Source organism: Kitasatospora sp. NPDC059599, assembly GCF_042735125.1.
Lineage (GTDB): Bacteria > Actinomycetota > Actinomycetes > Streptomycetales > Streptomycetaceae > Kitasatospora.
Genome location: NZ_JBHWCL010000033.1, coordinates 1 through 17188, shown reverse-complemented (window position 1 = coordinate 17188; position 17188 = coordinate 1). Strand labels below are relative to the sequence as shown.

Below are 17188 nucleotides of genomic sequence, written 5' to 3'. Positions count from 1 at the left end.
GGCGGCGGCCGGGCCTGACGGCGGGCAGCGGGCGGGGGCGGCCGGCGGCCCCCGCCTCGGACCGTGCGGGTACGAGCGGTTTGGCCCACAATGGGAGGAGAAACAGGACAGAGAGTGACGCAGAGTTAACGCAACCGGCACGCGGTTCCCCGTCCCGTGGCCTGTGTCCTCGTGAGTTCCGGCATGCCGCAGGAGCACTGACAGGTCGACGGTGCGGCGCGGTCGCGGCCTCCGGCCGGTGACGCCGCCGTCCGGCACGCCCTCCGGCGGGCCGGGGACGGCACACCCCGGGGAACGCGTACCCTGCGCAACCGTCGCCGACGCGAAAGCGGACAGGAACCGCTCCAGGAGCACCCGAGGTTGACATGGCCGGCAAGAACTCCGAACCCGGTGGGCCCAGCGGTATCGGCGACCGCCCACAGGACGACTTCGTGGCGAGGAACCTGTCCGACCCGACCGAACGGCCCCCCAGGACGCTCACACTCAGTGGCCTGCTCGGCGACAGCGACCGCACCGGCTTCCGGCGCCTGTACTTCAACAAACAGCTCGACTACTACGCCGAGTTCGCCTCCGCCGACGTCCTGTCGGCGGAGGACGTCGGCAGCGACCAGCCACCCTTCGTCGGCCTCGACGCCACCAAGGTGACCCTGCGTCGCGACGCCACCGTCCACTTCACCCAGGTGGCATCCGCCACCCCCGTCGACGAGTTCGACCTCGACCTGCGACTCGGGCAACCGCGCCGCACGGGGACGGTACCGACGACCCTGCCCGGGCCGGAGACCTTGCCGGGACCGACCTTGGACGGCTGCCGCACCGACCTCGGCTGCATCACCGACTTCGACTGTCCGACGGAGTTCAACACCGGCTGCAGGCACACATGCCAGTGCACCGCGGACACGGCGTGCGTCACCTTCGACAGCACGTGCCGGTGCACCGCGGACGCGAGGTGCGCCACCGCAGCGTGCCCCACCATCGAGGTCACCTGCCAGTGCACCGCGGACGCGGCGTGCGCCCGTATCGGCGTCACGGGCCGGTGCACCGCGAACGCGGCGTGCGCCACCATCTTCGACACGTGCGGGTGCACCGCGGACGCGTGCGTCACCCGTGCCGGGGCCACCTGCGCCACCTGCGCCACCTGCGCGGTCGTCACCAGCCGCACCTGCTTCGACACCTGCGACCCGAACGTGTTCACCTGCGGACCGAACCCGCAATGCAAGGTCTGACGACATCCGGCACGCTGTGGAAGCGGAGCAGGAACCTCACCAGTAGCATCCGAGGCCGAAATGACCGGCAAGAACTCCGAACCCGGTGGGACCGGCGGCATCGGCGACCGCCCACAGGACGACTTCGTGACGAGGAACCTGTCCGACCCCTCCGACCGCCCGCCCAGAACGCTCACACTCAGTGGCCTGCTCGGCGACAGCGACCGCACCGGATTCCGACGCCTGTACTTCAACAAGCAGCTCGACTACTACGCCGAGTTCGCCTCCGCCGACGTCCTGTCGGCGGAGGACGTCGGCAGCGACCAGCCGCCCTTCGTCGGACTCGACGCCACCAAGGTGACCCTGCGTCGCGACGCCACCGTCCACTTCACCCAGGTCGCCCAGGCCACCCCCGTCGACGAGTTCGACCTCGACCTCCGGCTGGGGCAGCCGCGACCGACGGGGATGGTTCCCCGCGGACCGGAGACCTTCCCGGGGCCGACGTTGCGCGGCTGTCGCACCGAATTCGTCTGCGCCACCGACTTCGGCTGTCCGACGGAGTTCAACACCGGCTGCAGGCCGCACACCTGCCAGTGCACCGCGGACACGGCGTGCGTCACCTTCGACAGCACCTGCCGGTGCACCGCGGACGCGGCGTGCGCCACCGCGGCGTGCGCCACCGTCGGCCCCGAGATGCGTCAGTTCACCGCGAACGCGGAGTGCGCTACCCAGACCACCTGCCTCACCTGCGGCGAGGCCACCTGCGCCACCTGCGCCACCTGCGCGGGCGCCACCTGCCGCACCTGCGACGGAGCCACCTGCGCCACCTGCGCGGGCGCCACCTGCCGCACCTGCGACCAGGCCACCTGCGACACCTGCCACGGCGCCACCTGCCGTACCTGCGACACCTGCAACCCGCACGTGTTCACCTGCGGGCCGAACCCGCAGTGCAGGGTCTGACAGCGTGGAGACGGGACAGGAACCGCTCCAGTAGCACCCGAGGTTGACATGGCCGACAAGAACTCCGGATCCGGTGGGCCCAGCGGTATCGGCGACCGCCCACAGGACGACTTCGTGGCGAGGAACCTGTCCGACCCGTCCGAACGACCGCCCAGGACGCTCACGCTCAGCGGCCTGCTCGGCGACAGCGACCGCACCGGGTTCCGACGCCTGTACTTCAACAAGCAGCTCGACTACTACGCCGAGTTCGCCTCCGCCGACGTCCTGTCGGCGGAAACCGTCGACAGCGACCGGCCGCCCTTCGTCGGACTCGACGCGACGAAAGTCACCCTGCGTCGCGACGCCACCGTCCACTTCACCCGGGTCGCCCAGGCCACCCCCGTCGACGAGTTCGACCTCGACCTGCGACTCGGGCCGCGCCGGGCCGGGACGGTGCCCACGAAGCAGCCCGCCGAGCCGCAGACCTGGGAGGCCGAGTGCCCCGGGCCGACGTTCGGCGACTGTGTCACCGAATTCGCCTGCGCCACCGACGTCGACTGTCCGACGGCGATCACCGTCTGCAAGCCTCGCACGTGCCACGTCACCGAGAACGGCACGTGCGAGACCTGTGTCGGCGCCACCTGCGAGAACACCTGCTTCCAGCAGACCTGCGCCACCTGCGGCGAGAACACCTGCGTCACGTGCGGCGGGGCCACCTGCCGTACCTGCGACCGGGCCGCCACGTGCGTCACCTGCATCACCTGCGCCACCTGCCGCGAGGCCACGTGCGTCACCTGCCGCGGGCAGACCTGCGTCACCTGCGACCGGGCCACCTGCGACACCTGCCACGGCGCCACCTGCATCACCTGCGACACCTGCAACCCGCACGTGTTCACCTGCGGGCCGAACCCGCAGTGCAGGTTCTGACAGCGTGGAGACGGAGCAGGAACCGCTCCAGTAGCACCCGAGGTTGACATGGCCGACAAGAACTCCGGATCCGGTGGGCCCAGCGGTATCGGCGACCGCCCACAGGACGACTTCGTGGCGAGGAACCTGTCCGACCCGTCCGAACGACCGCCCAGGACGCTCACGCTCAGCGGCCTGCTCGGCGACAGCGACCGCACCGGGTTCCGACGCCTGTACTTCAACAAGCAGCTCGACTACTACGCCGAGTTCGCCTCCGCCGACGTCCTGTCGGCGGAAACCGTCGACAGCGACCGGCCGCCCTTCGTCGGACTCGACGCGACGAAAGTCACCCTGCGTCGCGACGCCACCGTCCACTTCACCCAGGTCGCCCAGGCCACCCCCGTCGACGAGTTCGACCTCGACCTGCGACTGGGGCCGCGCCGACCGGGTGCGCCCCAGGGACCGGCCACCCTGCCGGGGCCGACCTTCGACGGCTGTCGCACCGAATTCGGCTGTCCGACGGAATTCAACACCGGCTGCAGGCCGCACACCTGCCAGTGCACGGACGCGGGGTGCGTGACCTTCGACGCCACGTGCCGCTGCACCGCGAACCCGGCGTGCGTGACCTTCGACGCCACGTGCCGCTGCACCGCGGGCCCGGTGTGCGGCACCGTCGCCACCTTCCGCTGCACCGTCGGCGTGGAGTGCGGCAACGTCGACACCTTCCGTTGCACCGCGGGCCCGGCGTGCGGCACCGTCGACACCCTGCGCTGCACCGGCCCGGCGTGCGGCACCTTCCCCACGCTCACCGAGGTCCCCGGCGAAGCGCCCCGGATCCAAACGGGCGCTCCCTGCCTCACCGAGTTCGCCCACACGTGCCAGACCTGCCCCGGTGACACCTGCAGCACCTGTGACGACTCCACCTGCAACACCTGCCACGGCGCCACCTGCCACGGCGCCACCTGCCAAGGCGCCACCTGCCAGGGCGCCACCTGCCACGACGCCACCTGCCAGGGCGCCACCTGCCACACCTGCGTCACCTGCCACACCTGTGCCACCTGCGCCACCTGCGCCGTGTGCCAGACCCGCTCCACCTGCAACCCGGACGTGCTCACCTGCGGACCGAACCCGCAATGCACAGCCTGAGAATCCGGCGCACCGTGGAGACGGAGCAGGAACCGCTCCAGCAGCACCCCGGAGGTTGACATGGCGGACAGGAACTCCGGATCCGGTGGGCCCCGCGGTACCGGCGACCGCCCACAGGACGACGTCGTGGCGAGGAACCCGTCCGACCCGTCCGGACGGTCGCCCGGGACGCCGACGCTCAGCGGCCTGCTCGACGACGACCGCTTCACCCACCGTGGACACAGCGTGTGTGGACACAGCGTGTGCAGGACCGGCGTATGCAACCGATGACGACACCCCGCACGACGCCGGCAGCAACGGCGACGGCAGCAACAGGAAACGGCGGCTGGGCGCCGCGGCTGGGGCCGGCGGCGGGGGAGCGCGCGCTCGAAGCCGCCCGGCTGATCGCCGACCGGGCCACCAGCCCGCCACGGGTACGGGCCGCGATCGAACTCGCCGCCCGGCAGACCTCGTTCCCCGGCTCGGTGCACTGGGACCCGGTGTCGCTGGCACAGGGGGACACCGGCCAGGCGCTCCTCTGCGCCCAGCTGCACCGCTGCTTTCCCGCCGAGGGCTGGGACCGCGCCGGGCACGCGCACCTCGCGAGCGCGGTGACCGCGCTGGAGCGGCGCGGCGGCGCCGGGCCGAGCCTGTTCGGCGGGCTGAGCGGCCTCGCGTTCTGCGCGGCGGTGCTGGGTGAGGGCCGCGGCTACCGGCGCCTGCGCCAGGTGCTCGACGCCCCGATCGCGGCGGCGAGCCTGTCCGGGGCGGCGGAACTACGCGGGCGCAGCGGCGTGCCGGTGTCGACGTTCGACCTCATCTCGGGACTGAGCGGCATCGCCACCCACCTGCTGCCCGCCGGGCCGGACCGCCCGGCGCACCCGGCGCTGGCGCAGGTGCTGCGCGCCCTGGTCGGCCTGGCCCGCCCCGACGGGGGCCCGCCCGCCTGGTACACCCCGGCGGCGCTGCTGCACGACGAGGAGCAGGCCCGCGCCTATCCGCTCGGCAACCTCAACTGCGGTCTGGCGCACGGCATCCCGGGCCCGCTGGCGCTGCTGGCGCTGGCCGCGCGCAGCGGGGTCGAGGTCGAGGGTCTGGAGGCGGCCGTGCGCGGGCTGGCCGGGTGGCTGCTGGCGCACCGGGCGGACGATGCGGCCGGGCCGAACTGGCCGGCCGTCGTCCCGCTGGTCGACGGCGGCCCGGGGCTGCGCGAGGGCCGGGCGGGCTTCGCCACCCGCAGTGCGTGGTGCTACGGCAGCCCGGGGATCGCCAGGGCGCTGTGGCTGGCGGGCAGCGCGCTCGGCGACGACGGGCTGTGCGGCACGGCGGTGCGGGCGATGGAGGCGGTCTACCGCCGGCCCGTGTCCGAGCGCCACATCGACTCCCCGACGTTCTGCCACGGCGTGGCAGGTCTCCTCCAGGTGACGCTGCGCTTCGCCGACGACACCGGGCTGCCCGTGTTCACGGAGGCCGCCGCCGGTCTCACCGAGCAGATCCTGGCGCACGTCGACCCGGCGCGGCCGATGGGGATCGCGACGCTGGAGCCTGCGGGCAACCGTGTCGACCAGCCCGGGTTCCTCGACGGGGCGGCCGGGGTCGCCCTCGTCCTGCTGGCGGCGGCGACGGACCGGGAGCCGGTGTGGGACCGCGCGGTGGCGCTGTCATGACGCCCGCCCAGGCCCCCGCCGGCAACACGCCCGCCCCGGACCCCGCCCAGGCCCCCGCCGGCAACACGGCCGCGCCGCGGCGCCGCGGCCGCGGCCCGCTCTACGAACCGGCGCCGTGGCTGATCGTCCGCACCCCCGTGCTGCCGGCCCGCGGGCCGGGCGCCGCCGCCCCGGGCGACCCGCGCGCCGCCCTCGCCGACCCGCGCGTGCTCCGGGCCCTGGCCGTCGCCAGCCCCGACCTGCTCGACGCCCTGCAGCGCCCCGGGGCGAGCGCGCGCGACGCCGCGCGGGCCGAGCTGAAACTGGCCCGCTACCTGATCCGGATGAGCACCCGGCCCACCCCGTACGGGGCGTTCGCCGCCGTGTCCCTCGCGGGCTGGGGCGAGCGCACCACGCTGTCCGTGCGCAACGACGCCGACCGCATCCGCACCCGTCCCGACATGGGCTGGCTGACCGAGCTGTGCCTCGCCCTGGAGCAGGACCCCGCCGCCCGCGCCGACAGCCGCTGGACGGCCGGCGCCCTCGCCGTGGAGCGCCACGGACGGATCGCCCCGGCCGACGGCACGGGTGCCGGGAGCGGCGGCTCGGTGCGCCTGACCGCCGCCGTCCGCGAGGCGCTGCGCGCCGCCCGCCCACCCCTGCCGTACGGGGTGCTGCGCCGGCGCCTGCTGGAGCGCACGGGCGGCAGCGCCGAGCAGGTGGAGCGGCTGCTCACCGAGCTGTGGCGCCAGCGTCTGCTGGTCACCGACCTGCGGGCCGCGCTCACCACCGCCGACCCGGCCGAGGAGCTGCGGGGCCGTCTCGCCGAGCGCCCCGCCTGCGCCGCCACCGCCGCTCTGCTCGGCGGCCTGCTCGCCGAGATGGCCGACCTCGACGGCGCTGCGGCGGAGGAGGCGCCGAAGCGGGCCCGCGCCATCGCCAGGCGTGCCGAGTCCGTGCACCCGGCGGGCGGGTCGGCGTTCCAGACCGACATGGCGCGGCCGTTGGGCGGTGACCGGCTCGCCGCCCGCGTCGGCGAGGACTGCGCCCGGGCGGCCGAGCTGCTCCTGCGCCTGTCACCGCAGCCGCTGGGCAGTGTCGAACTGGCGGCCCACCGCGTCGCGTTCGCCCAGCACTACGGCTACGACCGGGAGGTGCCGCTGCTGGAGCTGCTGGACGAGCACACCGGGATCGGCCCGCTCTCGCACGCGCACGGCGCCCGTTCCGCGCTGGCGCCCGACGTGGCCGCCCGGCGTGCGAACGCGCTCACCGACCTGGCCCTGGGGGCCCTGCGGGACGAGCGGCGCGTGGTCGAGCTGACCGACTCCCTGCTCGCCGACCTCCAGACCCTCGATCCCGCGGCCGCCCCCGTACCCGCGCCGCTGTCGCTGGAGCTGTCCGCCTTCGTCGCCGCCGCCTCCCGCCAGGCCGTGGACCACGGGGACTTCCTGCTGGTCGTCGGCCCCAACCTGGGCGCCAGCAGCGCGGGTCGCTCGCTGGGGCGGTTCGCCGACCTCCTCGCGCCGCAGGGCCCGGCGGCGCTGCGCGCCCTGGGCGAGGCCGAGGACCGGGCCCGCCCCGGCGGCGCGCTGCCCGCCGAGGTCGTCTACCTGCCCGCGAACCACCGGATGGCGAACGTCGTCGTGCGCCCCGCCGTGGCCGGGTACGAGATCGTCCTCGACGTGCCCGCCGGGGTGCCCGCCGAGCGGGTCGTGCCGCTGGACGACATCGTGGTCGGCATCCGCCGCGACCGCTACCGGCTGCGGTCGCGGCGCCTGGACGCCGAGCTGCGTCCGACCGCGCGGCACATGCTCAACACCCACCAGGCGCCCGCGGTCTGCCGGTTCCTGGACGAGGTGGCCCGTGACGGCTCGCCCGAGTTCGCGCCCTTCGACTGGGGTCCGGCGGCCGGCTTCCCGTTCCTGCCCAGGGTGCAGTGCGGCCGGATCGTGCTCGCCCCCGCCCGGTGGCTGCTGCGACCCGCCGCCGAGGGCGCCGACGCCGACGGCGGGGGGCGGGCGGGCGACGCCGGGTCCTTCGCCGCCCACGTGGCCGCCTGGCGCACCGAGTGGTCCGTCCCGGCGCGTCTGTACCTGACCATGGCCGACAACCGGCTGCTGCTCGACCTCGACGACCCCGGCCAGGTCGAGCAGCTGCGTGCCGAGGCCCGCAGCAGCCGCGCCGGGCTGCTACTCCAGGAGGCGCTGCCCGACACCGCCGACGCGTGGGTGCCCGGCACGGACGGCGTGTTCATGAGCGAGCTCGTCGCCCCGCTCGTCCTGCGCCCGCAGCCGGCCACGCAGGCCGTACCGCAGCCGGAGCCCGCGGTGGCGCGGGCGGAGCCCGCCGCGCCCGTACCCGTCCGGGACCGGGTGCGCCTGCCGGGCAGCGACTGGCTGTTCGCCAAGTTCTACGGCGACCGCGACCAGGAGAACGCCCTGCTGGCCGGGCCCCTGCGGCGGCTGTGCGAGATGGCCGAGGTCTCCGGGCTCGCGCACCAGTGGTTCTTCATCCGGTACACGGACCCCGACCCGCACCTGCGCCTGCGCTTCAAGGGCGATCAGGAGGCCCTGACCCGGCACCTGCTCCCGGAGGTCGCCCGCCTCGCCGCCGAACTCACCGACCAGGGCCTGCTCTCCCGGCTGGTCATCGACACCTACGAGCGCGAACTCGAACGCTACGGCGGCTCGCAGGGGACCGACGTCAGCGAGGAGGTCTTCTGTGCCGACAGCCGGGCGGTGATGCGGCTGCTCGCCGAGACCGGAGCGGACTCCCCCGCATCCCCCGCCTCGCCCGCCTCCCCCGTCGACGGCGACCTGACCGAGCTGGCCGCCGTGAGCACCGACGACCTGCTCGCCGGGCTCGGCCTCGACGCCGGGGAGCGCCTGCACTGGTACACCGACCAGGCCCGGCAGCTCTACGGCTCCGCCCGCCGCCAGGCCGGCGAGGACTACCGGGTGCGCCAGCGGCGCCTGCGCGCCCTGCTCGGCAGCCCGCAGGGGCCGGACCTGCTGGGCGGCGCGGTGCAGGAGATCCTGGCGCAGCGGCGCGACGCGCTGGCCGGGGCCGTCGAGCGGCTGTCCGCGCTGGAGGCCGCCGGGGACCTGTCCACCGACCGCGAGCGGCTGCTCGGCAGCTACGTCCACCTGCACTGCAACCGGCTGCTGGCCGAACGGCGCCCGGCGGAGGGGCTGCTGGTCCAGCTGCTCCAGCGCACCCGCAAGGGCCTGAGCGTGGAGCCGGCCCCCGCCCGTGCCCGCGGCCGCCCCTGACGAAGGGTCCTAGAGCTTCGCGGCCGAGAAGGTGTCGCACTGGGCGAGGTCGCCGCTGCGGTAGCCGGTGGTGAACCAGGCCTTGCGCTGCTCGGAGGAGCCGTGCGTCCAGGCTTCCGGGTTGATCCGCCCGGTGGCCTGCTGCTGGATGCGGTCGTCGCCGACGGCCGCGGCCGCGTCCAGGCCCTGGGCGATGTCCTGGTCGGTGAGGGAGGCGATCAGGGGCCGCCCGGTGGAGGGCTGCGGGGTCGTGGTGGCGTGGTGCGCCCACACCCCGGCGTAGCAGTCGGCCTGCAGTTCCAGGCGCACCGAGGCGCTGTTGGCGCCCGAGCGGTCGTTGCCGACCTTCTGCATGGTGCCGGTGAGGGTCTGGATGTGGTGGCCGTACTCGTGGGCGACGACGTAGGACTCGGCGAACGGGCCGCCCTTGGCGCCGAAGCGGCTGGAGAGTTCGTTGAAGAAGCCGAGGTCGACGTAGGCCTTCTTGTCGCCGGGGCAGTAGAACGGGCCGACCGCCGAGGTCGCCGACCCGCAGGCGGTGGAGACCTGGTTGGTGAACAGCACCGTCTCGGCGCTCTTGTACGGGATGTTGGTGCGGCGCGGCAGTTCGGTGCGCCAGAAGTCCTGGAGGCTGTTGGTGACGGCCACGATCCGGCAGTCCTGGCGCTTGTTGGCGTCGGCGCCGGTCTTGCAGGCCTGCTGTGCCTCGCCGGCGGTGCGCGCGCCGTTGGAGGAGGTGGAGCCGCTGCCGGAGGACAGGCCCAGCATCTTGGGGTCGACGCCGAGGACGATCGCGAACAGGACCGCGATCAGGCCCACGGCCCCGCCGCCGATGGCGACCTTCCCGCCGGGGATGCCGCGCCGGTCGTCCACCTGCGAGGTGTCGAGGTCGCCCTGGTCGTCGAACTGCATTGCCCTGCCTGCCCGCCTGTGTCGTGTTCCGCCCTGCTGGTGACGGTCTGTACCGCCGACGGCCGGCCCCAGCCTACGGGCAGCGGCTCCCGGCACGGAGCAGTGGGGCCGGGGCCTCAGGCGGGGGCCGGGGCGCCACGCGGGGGCCGGAGCCTCAGGCGGGGGCCGGGGCCTCAGGCGGGGGCCGGAGCGCCGACGACGCGCAGCAGGTCCAGGCGGGAGGCGGAGTCGCTGCCGGGCGCGGCGGTGTGCACGAGCAACAGCTGGTCCTCGCCGCCGGCGGCCAGCACCTCGCACTCCAGCTCCAGCGGCCCGACCGTCGGGTGCAGCACGCGCTTGTGGCCGCTGCGCCGCCGGGCGACCTCGTGGCGCTCCCAGTGGGAGGTGAACTCCGTTCCGGTGGCGAGGAGTTGTTCCAGCAGTTCGGTGGCGCGCCGGTCCCCGGGGCGGGCGGTGCGGGCGGCGCGCAGGGCGGCGACGTGGGCGCGGGCGAGGTCGTCGTGGTCCTCGGGCGGGAAGAGCGCGCGGGCGCCGGGTTCGGTGAACCAGCGCAGCAGCAGGTTGCGGCGCTCGGGCGGCAGGGCGGCGGTGTCCCCGAAGACGGCGGCGGCCATCGGGTTCTGCGCGAGGACGTCGCCGACGTCGGTGACCACCTGGGCGGGTGTGTCGTGCAGCCGGTCCAGGATGAGCAGCAGTCCGGGCCGGACGTGCCCGAGCGGGCCGTGGCGGCGCGGCGGTTCGTGTCCGGCGAGGCGGAACAGGTGGTCGCGTTCGTCCTCGCTGAGCCGCAGGGCCCGTGCCAACGCGGCGAGCAACTGCGGTGAGGGCTGCGGCCCGCGCCGCTGTTCGAGGCGGGCGTAGTAGTCGACCGACAGTCCCGCCACGTGCGCCACCTCCTCGCGCCGCAGTCCGGGGGTGCGACGGCGCACCCCGGGCGGCAGGCCGAGATCGGCGGGGGTGAGGCGGGCCCGGGTCCGGGTGAGGAAGTCGGCCAGTGCCGGTCGGTCGATCATGCCCCCAGCATGCCCCCCGGGGGGTGGGCGCAGCCAGGGACCGGCGGTCCCCGGCTGCGCGGGAATTCGGGTGCCCCGCCGGTGAGGGCCGTGCGAGCATCGGCGGGTGATCGACATCGAGGAGCTGTCCGGCGCCGGCCTGGTCGGCAGGCGGCTGGTCGGGGTGACCGCGGCGTGGCACCACGACGGCGACGACGAGCCGTCGTTGCTGCACCTCTGGCTCCACCTGGAGGGCTTGGGCCCGGTGCTGTTCCACACGCCGTCGACCGGCCTGTCGTTGCGGGCCGAGCAGCCGTGCGCGCCGTACTCGATGGCGCCGTACGGCAGTGTCCGGGTGGCCGACGATCCGCCCGGCGTCCCGGTGACGGGGTTCGTCGGGCAGGTGGTCCGCTCGGTGCGGGAGATCGGCTACGACGACGGCCGGGTCGGCTTCCCGGCCGGTCTGGCGCTCGGGTTCCCCGGCGGGAGCGTCCGTCTGCTCGCCCTCGTGGACGAGCTGGTCGTCGCCCGTGACCGGCACCTGGGCGCGGTCGAGGCGCACCTGTCCGAGGGCCAGGACCTCGCCGCGGCGGGCGGCGTGCCGTGCGCCGGCGGGAGGGGCTGAGGGCGGTGGCCACCCACCCGGGCCGCGACTACGCGGTCACCGCGATGTACTCCGTGGCCGACGACTCCTGGCACCTGGAGCTGGAGTTCGTCCGCGAGCAGCGCACGATCGCGACGGCGCTGGTCCCCGACGAGGACCCGGCCCGGGAGCCGGTGGTGCGTTGGGACGCCCAGGAGCCGTGCCCGGACGTCCCGTTCGAGGTGCTGCGCTGGTTCGTGGCGCTGGTCGAGGAGGAGATCCGCACCTGCCGCGCCTGGATGCGGCTGCGGCCCGGGCTGGTGGAGGTCGTGCACGGCCTGCGCCGGGAGTACGCGGGCGCCGTCGACGACGGCGGCTTCCCCGCCGTCCTCGCGCAGGTGCGCGCCGCGGTCGCCGGGGCGGACGTGCCCGCGGTCCTGGCGGCCGCCTTCGGGCGGAGTCCCGACGGCGCCGAGCTGAGCGGCGCAGGGGCGCTGCGGATCGTCGAGGAGGCGGCAGCGGCCGGCTGACCGGCCGTCAAGGACCCGGCGGAGGGGGATGCCGCACGCTCCGGGAGCGACCCCGCCGCGTGAGGACCCCGCCGTGTGAGGACCCCGCCGCGTGAGGACCGCTCCGCGGGGGCGGTCCGGCCGGCCCGGCCCCAGCCAGGGACCGGCGGTCCCTGGTTCGGGAGGTCTCTGCCGCGGCGCTCGGGGCCCGGGCAGGGTGATGGGTGTCGGAGGACGGAAACTTTCCTGGAGGAGACGGGCGATGGCGACGATTCTGGTGACGGGCGCAACCGGTGCGGTGGGCAGCCGGCTGGTGCCGCGGCTGCTGCGGTGGGCCGGGGCTCAGGGCTCCTCGGTGCGGGTGCTGGTGCGCGACGAGGCGAAGGCCCGGGCCCTGGCGGGGCTCGGCGCGCAGGTGGTGGTCGGCGACCTGCGCGAGGAGGCGGACCGGGAGCGGGCGCTGACGGGGGCCGACGCGGTGCTGAACGTGGCGGCGGCGCCGCGCGGGGTGTCGGACGAGGCCGCGTGGGAGGTCAACCGGGACGCGGCGGTGGCACTGGGCCGGGAGGCGGCGAAGGCGGGGGTGGCCCGGTTCGTCCAGACCAGTACGAACCTGGTGTACGGGCGGGGACTGGGCCGCCCCGCCGTGGAGGACGACCGCCTGGCGCCGGACCCGGCCTGGGGGGCGTACGCGGCGTCCAAGGCCCGGGCGGAGGAGGGGCTGCGCGCACTGGGCGACGAACTCCCGCTGGTGGTGGCGCGGTTGGCGTTCGTGTACGGGGAGGGCGATCCGCATCTGGCGCAGTCGCTGCGGTGGGCGGCCGGCTGGCCCGCGCACCAGCGCCTGGCGGTGGTGCACCACGCGGACGTGGCACGGGCACTGTGGCGGGCGGTGTCGACGCCCGGCATCGAGGGGCGGGCGTACAACGTCGGTGACGACGCCCCGCTGACGGCCTGGGACCTGCACGCGCTCAACGGGCGCACGCATCCGGGGGGTTCGCCCGAGGCGGCGGCGTTCGACCCGTGGGAGGGCCAGGTGTCGACCGCCGCCGCCCGCCGCGACCTGGGCTGGCACCCGCTGTTCCCCTCGGCCTGGGCGGCGGCCGAAGCCGGGGCGCTGTAGCGGGCGCGCCGGGGCGCAGACGGGACACGACACGGCGGGCACGGCACGGCGGGCACGGCACGGCGGGCACGGCACGGCACGGCGCCGCGGGCGCGGGACGGCGGGCGCGGGACGGCGGGCGCGGGACGGCGGGCGCGGGACGGCGGAACCGTCGGGTGGGTGTCGGGCCGACGTCGTGGCCCGCCGGTGTGCCCGGCCGCGAGGATGATCCCTGGCCGCGGGACCGGGGGCACCGCTGCGGCGCGGACGGCGGAGGCCGGGCACCGGGCACCTGGCACCTGGCACCTGGCACCTGGCGGACCGGCCCCGCACCGTCATCCCCTGTTCCGCCCGGTGCACGGACGCACGGGCCCGGGAAGTCGTCACGAGGAAGGTGTTCGCCGCACGCGCCGCGAGCGGGGCGCTGTCCCTGGCCGTGCCGGCCGCGACCGCGGTGCCGGCCCCTGTCGATCGGTCGACCACAGCGGCGGCCCCTTCGCTCGCCCCAGCGGTGCGAGGACCGGGTGCCGCAGCGCGGGCAGGTGGGGCATCGACGACTGCGGCTTCGTCCGGGGCCACTGGTACGCCTTCGCGCCGTGACGGCGCAGGCGCCCGCCCGGACGAACCCCGGCGGCGGCTGAACCGGACGGGCCCGGACGGGCCGGTGCCCGGCCCTCCCCGTGCGGGGACGGGGAGGGCCGGGCGGCGGGCTCAGCCCGCGTTCACGGGTGCGGGCGCGTAGCCGGCCGGGCGGGTGGTGAAGGTGCCGCGGCCCTGGGTGCGGCCGCGCAGGCGGCTCGCGTAGCCGAACAGTTCGGCCAGCGGCACCAGTGCGCTCACCTGCGCGGTGGCGCCGGGTGCGGCCGTGGTGGCCCGGACGTGGCCGCGCCGGGCCGCGAGGTCGCCGAGGACGGTGCCGAGCGCGTCCTCGGGCACCGTGACCGTCACCTCCGCGACCGGCTCCAGCAGCCGCATCCGCGAGGCCCGCAGTGCCTCGCGCAGCCCGAGGCGGGCAGCGGTGCGGAAGGCGAGCTCGGAGGAGTCCTTGGGGTGGGTGGCCCCGTCGGTGAGGGTGACGGCGACGCCGGTGACCGGGTGGCCGCCGAGCGGACCCTCGGCGAGGGCGTCCCGACAGCCCGCCTCGACGGCCTGCACGTACTCGCGCGGCACCCGCCCGCCGGTGACGGTGGACGCGAACGCGAAGTCCGCCCCGCTGTCGTCCGGCAGCGGCCGGACGTCCAGCACGAGGTGCGCGAACTGGCCCGCGCCGCCGTCCTGTTTGGCGTGCCGGTACACGAAGCCGGCCACGCCCTCGACCAGGGCCTCGCGCAGCGCGACCGTCGGCCGTCCGGTGACCGCCTCGACGCCGCTGTCGCGCCGCACCTTCTCCACCGCGACCTCCAGGTGCAGTTCACCCAGCCCCGACAGGGTGCGCTGCCCGGTCTCGGGGTCGGTGGCCAGGCGCAGCGAGGGGTCCTCCTCGGCCAGGCGGGCCAGGGCGGCGGCGAGCTTGTCGGTGTCGGTGGCGCGGCGGGCCTCGACGGCGACGGTGACGACGGGGTCGGCGCTCACGGGGGCCTCCAGGAGGATGGGGTGGTCGGGGTCGCACAGGGTGGCGCCGACGCGGGCGGCCTTGGGGCCGATGACGGCGACGATGTCGCCGGCCCGGGCGTGGTCGGTCTCGGTGTGGCGGTCGGCGGTCACGCGCAGGATGCGGGCGACGCGTTCGCGGCGGCCGGTGGCGGTGTCGAGCACGGTCGCTCCCTTGTGCAGGGTGCCCGCGTACAGGCGCAGGTAGCTGAGGCGCCCGGTGGGGGCGGCGGTGACCTTGAACGCCAGGGCGGTCAGGGGCTGTTCGGGGTCGGCGGTGCGCTGCTGCGCGCCGTCGGCCGAGCGGACGGGCGGGACGTCGAGCGGGGAGGGCAGGTAGGCGACGGCGGCGTCCAGGAGGGGTTCGATGCCGCGGTTGCGGTAGGCGGAGCCGCACAGCACGACCACGGCCTCGCCGGTGCGGGTGAGTTCGCGCAGGGCGGTGGCGAGGGTGGCGGCGGTGACGGTGCCGTGGGTACAGAACTCCTCCAGGGCTTGGGGGTTCAGTTCGGCGACGGCCTCTTCGAGGGCGCGGCGGCGCTGCGCGGCCAGGTCGGCGAGGTGCGCGGGCACCGGGGCCTCGGCGGCGGGGGTGCCGTCGTCGTGCCAGGTGTGGGCGCGCAGGTGCAGCAGGTCGATGACGCCGGTGAACGACTCCTCGGTGCCGATGGGGAGTTGGACGGCCAGCGGGTGCGGGTGCAGGCGTTCGCGGATGGAGGCGACGGCGGTGTCCAGGTCGGCGCCGGCGCGGTCGAGCTTGTTGACGAAGGCGATGCGGGGCACGCCGTGGCGTTCGGCCTGGCGCCAGACGGACTCGCTCTGCGGTTCGACGCCGGCGACCGCGTCGAACACCGCCACGGCGCCGTCCAGGACGCGCAGCGAGCGTTCGACCTCGTCGGCGAAGTCGACGTGGCCGGGGGTGTCGATGAGGTTGATGCGGTGTCCGGCCCAGGCGCAGGTGACGGCGGCGGCGAAGATGGTGATGCCGCGGTCGCGTTCCTGGGGGTCGAAGTCGGTGACGGTGGTGCCGTCGTGGACCTCGCCGCGCTTGTGGGTGGTGCCGGTGAGGTAGAGGATCCGTTCGGTGACGGTGGTCTTGCCGGCGTCGACGTGGGCGAGGATGCCGAGGTTGCGGACGGCGGCGATGGCGGCCACGTCGGTGGCGGTGGTGACGGCGGCGGTGGTGGTGGTGTCGGTGCGCATGGCCCGGGTGCCTTTCGAGGCGGTTTCCTACGGGTGGGCGCGCGATTCGGCCGGTGCTGACGTGTGCTGAACGTGTTCTGACGCCGACATTCGGTGACGGATCGTCAGGTTCGTTCCCGCCGGGCCCGTACGGGAGCAGCGGGGCGGTGCGGGTTCAGGGTTCAGACGGTGGCAGCACGGCTCCGGTGCCGGCCGCGCAGCGGGCACCGGGAGGGCGGGGACACCAGGATCACCTCGTACCGGGAGGCGGGAGAGGGGGCGGCGGCGCTCTGCTTCGGCACGGCCGCTCGCCTCCTCTCTCGTCTCGTCCGTCGGCACGGTGGGCCGCGCGTCGGAGCGCGGCTGCGTGGCGAGTGTAGGGACGCCGGGTCACCGGGCGCGACGGGTTTTCCGGCGACGCACTTTCCGGCGAAGCGCTCTCCCGCGCCGGGCCCAGGGCGCCGGGCGACGCGCAGCGGGCAACGGGCAACGGGCCCGGCGTCGGCGTGCGCTACGGCGCGGTGAAGCGCAGCACGGGTTCGGACCAGCCGTCGTCGGGCACTCCGGCGTCGAGGGCAGCACCGATGGCGCGTTCCTCGTAGCCGAAGTGGGAGTCCATGATGGCGGCCAGTCCGTCGAGTTCGCGGCCGATGGCCTCCAGATCGGCCGGGTCCGCACCGGGTGCTCCGCCGGGCGCCGGGCCGGCCGTTGCACCGGCCTGTTCGGCGAGCTCGCGCACCCGGGTGAGGATGGCGGAGATGAAGCCGTGGTCCTCGACGAGTTTGGCGACGGTCGGTGCCAGATCGGGCCGTTCGCGCAGGAGTCGGGCGAAGAGGCCGTCGTCCTCGCCCTGGTGGTGGTTGGTCAGGGCGGTGCAGAAGGCCAGGCAGTGGGTGAGCAGGGTGTCGCCGTCGGGGCGGGGCCGGCCGAGGTTGGCACGGATGTCGGCGAGGCGGCGGCGCAGGTCCTGGTGCGCGCGGGAGAGTTGAAGGCTGAGGGCGGCCGTACGGCCGTTGACGGGGGAGGCCACGGGTGGCGGTCCCTTCGGTTCCGCACCTCCATGCCTGACGCGGTCCGTCACCGGCACGCGATGCTGGCGCCAGCAGATCACGCGACCCGATCGCCGGGCAAGCGCGCCCGCGGCGGCCCGGCGGGCGCGGTCCCGGCTCCGGCAGGCGCGGGCGCGGTCCCGGCTCCGGCAGGCGCGGGCGCGGTCCCGGCTCCGGCA

General features: G+C 75.3%; 13 protein-coding genes. 9 read left to right on the top strand and 4 right to left on the bottom strand.

The features are described from left to right. Nucleotides 1-365: 365 nt before the first annotated feature. The 6 genes from ACFV04_RS14550 (at nt 366) to ACFV04_RS14525 (ending at nt 9090) form a co-directional block, all read left to right on the top strand. Complete coding sequence (locus tag ACFV04_RS14550; RefSeq protein WP_380529204.1) at nt 366-1223, top strand: hypothetical protein; 858 nt, start codon at nt 366-368, stop codon at nt 1221-1223. 60 nt (nt 1224-1283) lie between these two features. Beyond that, nucleotides 1284-2162, top strand: a complete 879-nt coding sequence (locus tag ACFV04_RS14545; RefSeq protein WP_380529202.1) for a hypothetical protein — start codon at nt 1284-1286, stop codon at nt 2160-2162. A 48-nt stretch (nt 2163-2210) separates the two neighbouring features. Next, nucleotides 2211-3068 (top strand): hypothetical protein, encoded by an 858-nt coding sequence (locus tag ACFV04_RS14540; RefSeq protein WP_380529201.1) that lies wholly within the window; start codon nt 2211-2213, stop codon nt 3066-3068. 48 nt (nt 3069-3116) lie between these two features. After that, nucleotides 3117-4193, top strand: coding sequence for a hypothetical protein (locus ACFV04_RS14535; RefSeq protein WP_380529199.1), 1077 nt, complete (start codon nt 3117-3119; stop codon nt 4191-4193). 266 nt (nt 4194-4459) lie between these two features. Then, nucleotides 4460-5839, top strand: coding sequence for a lanthionine synthetase C family protein (locus ACFV04_RS14530; protein WP_380529198.1), 1380 nt, complete (start codon nt 4460-4462; stop codon nt 5837-5839). After that, nucleotides 5836-9090: a lantibiotic dehydratase gene (locus tag ACFV04_RS14525; RefSeq protein ID WP_380529196.1), complete on the top strand. Its 3255-nt coding sequence runs from the start codon at nt 5836-5838 to the stop codon at nt 9088-9090. Before ACFV04_RS14530 ends, ACFV04_RS14525 begins: the two co-directional genes overlap by 4 nt. Nucleotides 9091-9099: 9 nt before the next feature. Here the strand turns inward: ACFV04_RS14525 and ACFV04_RS14520 are convergent, their stop codons facing one another. Further along, nucleotides 9100-10002, bottom strand: coding sequence for a neutral zinc metallopeptidase (locus ACFV04_RS14520; RefSeq protein WP_380529194.1), 903 nt, complete (start codon nt 10000-10002; stop codon nt 9100-9102). 173 nt (nt 10003-10175) lie between these two features. Further along, the gene (locus ACFV04_RS14515; protein WP_380529253.1) at nt 10176-11012 is read right to left on the bottom strand and encodes a helix-turn-helix transcriptional regulator; all 837 of its coding nucleotides are present in this window, start codon (nt 11010-11012) and stop codon (nt 10176-10178) included. 109 nt (nt 11013-11121) lie between these two features. Here ACFV04_RS14515 and ACFV04_RS14510 point away from each other — a divergent pair, with 109 nt between their 5' ends. The 3 genes from ACFV04_RS14510 (at nt 11122) to ACFV04_RS14500 (ending at nt 13209) form a co-directional block, all read left to right on the top strand. Beyond that, on the top strand, nt 11122-11619 hold the full coding sequence (locus ACFV04_RS14510; RefSeq protein ID WP_380529192.1) for a hypothetical protein: 498 nt from the start codon (nt 11122-11124) through the stop codon (nt 11617-11619). A 5-nt stretch (nt 11620-11624) separates the two neighbouring features. Then, nucleotides 11625-12107, top strand: coding sequence for a hypothetical protein (locus ACFV04_RS14505; protein WP_380529191.1), 483 nt, complete (start codon nt 11625-11627; stop codon nt 12105-12107). 241 nt (nt 12108-12348) lie between these two features. Then, nucleotides 12349-13209, top strand: a complete 861-nt coding sequence (locus tag ACFV04_RS14500; protein ID WP_380338204.1) for an NAD-dependent epimerase/dehydratase family protein — start codon at nt 12349-12351, stop codon at nt 13207-13209. 690 nt (nt 13210-13899) lie between these two features. Here the strand turns inward: ACFV04_RS14500 and fusA are convergent. Both fusA and ACFV04_RS14490 read right to left on the bottom strand, forming a co-directional pair. Next, nucleotides 13900-15981 carry an elongation factor G gene (gene fusA, locus ACFV04_RS14495; protein WP_380529189.1) on the bottom strand — a complete coding sequence of 694 codons (2082 nt, stop codon included), beginning with the start codon at nt 15979-15981 and terminating at the stop codon, nt 13900-13902. Between the two features lie 490 nt (nt 15982-16471). Further along, nucleotides 16472-16990, bottom strand: a complete 519-nt coding sequence (locus tag ACFV04_RS14490; RefSeq protein WP_380529187.1) for a hemerythrin domain-containing protein — start codon at nt 16988-16990, stop codon at nt 16472-16474. Nucleotides 16991-17188: the final 198 nt, after the last annotated feature.

Coding starts and splice junctions, on each gene's coding strand:
- ACFV04_RS14530 (WP_380529198.1), top strand. CDS start 4,460: ATGACGACACCCCGCACGACGCCGGCAGCAACGGCGACGGCAGCAACA.
- ACFV04_RS14525 (WP_380529196.1), top strand. CDS start 5,836: ATGACGCCCGCCCAGGCCCCCGCCGGCAACACGCCCGCCCCGGACCCC.
- fusA (WP_380529189.1), bottom strand. CDS start 15,981: ATGCGCACCGACACCACCACCACCGCCGCCGTCACCACCGCCACCGAC.
- ACFV04_RS14535 (WP_380529199.1), top strand. CDS start 3,117: ATGGCCGACAAGAACTCCGGATCCGGTGGGCCCAGCGGTATCGGCGAC.
- ACFV04_RS14540 (WP_380529201.1), top strand. CDS start 2,211: ATGGCCGACAAGAACTCCGGATCCGGTGGGCCCAGCGGTATCGGCGAC.
- ACFV04_RS14545 (WP_380529202.1), top strand. CDS start 1,284: ATGACCGGCAAGAACTCCGAACCCGGTGGGACCGGCGGCATCGGCGAC.
- ACFV04_RS14520 (WP_380529194.1), bottom strand. CDS start 10,002: ATGCAGTTCGACGACCAGGGCGACCTCGACACCTCGCAGGTGGACGAC.
- ACFV04_RS14550 (WP_380529204.1), top strand. CDS start 366: ATGGCCGGCAAGAACTCCGAACCCGGTGGGCCCAGCGGTATCGGCGAC.
- ACFV04_RS14500 (WP_380338204.1), top strand. CDS start 12,349: ATGGCGACGATTCTGGTGACGGGCGCAACCGGTGCGGTGGGCAGCCGG.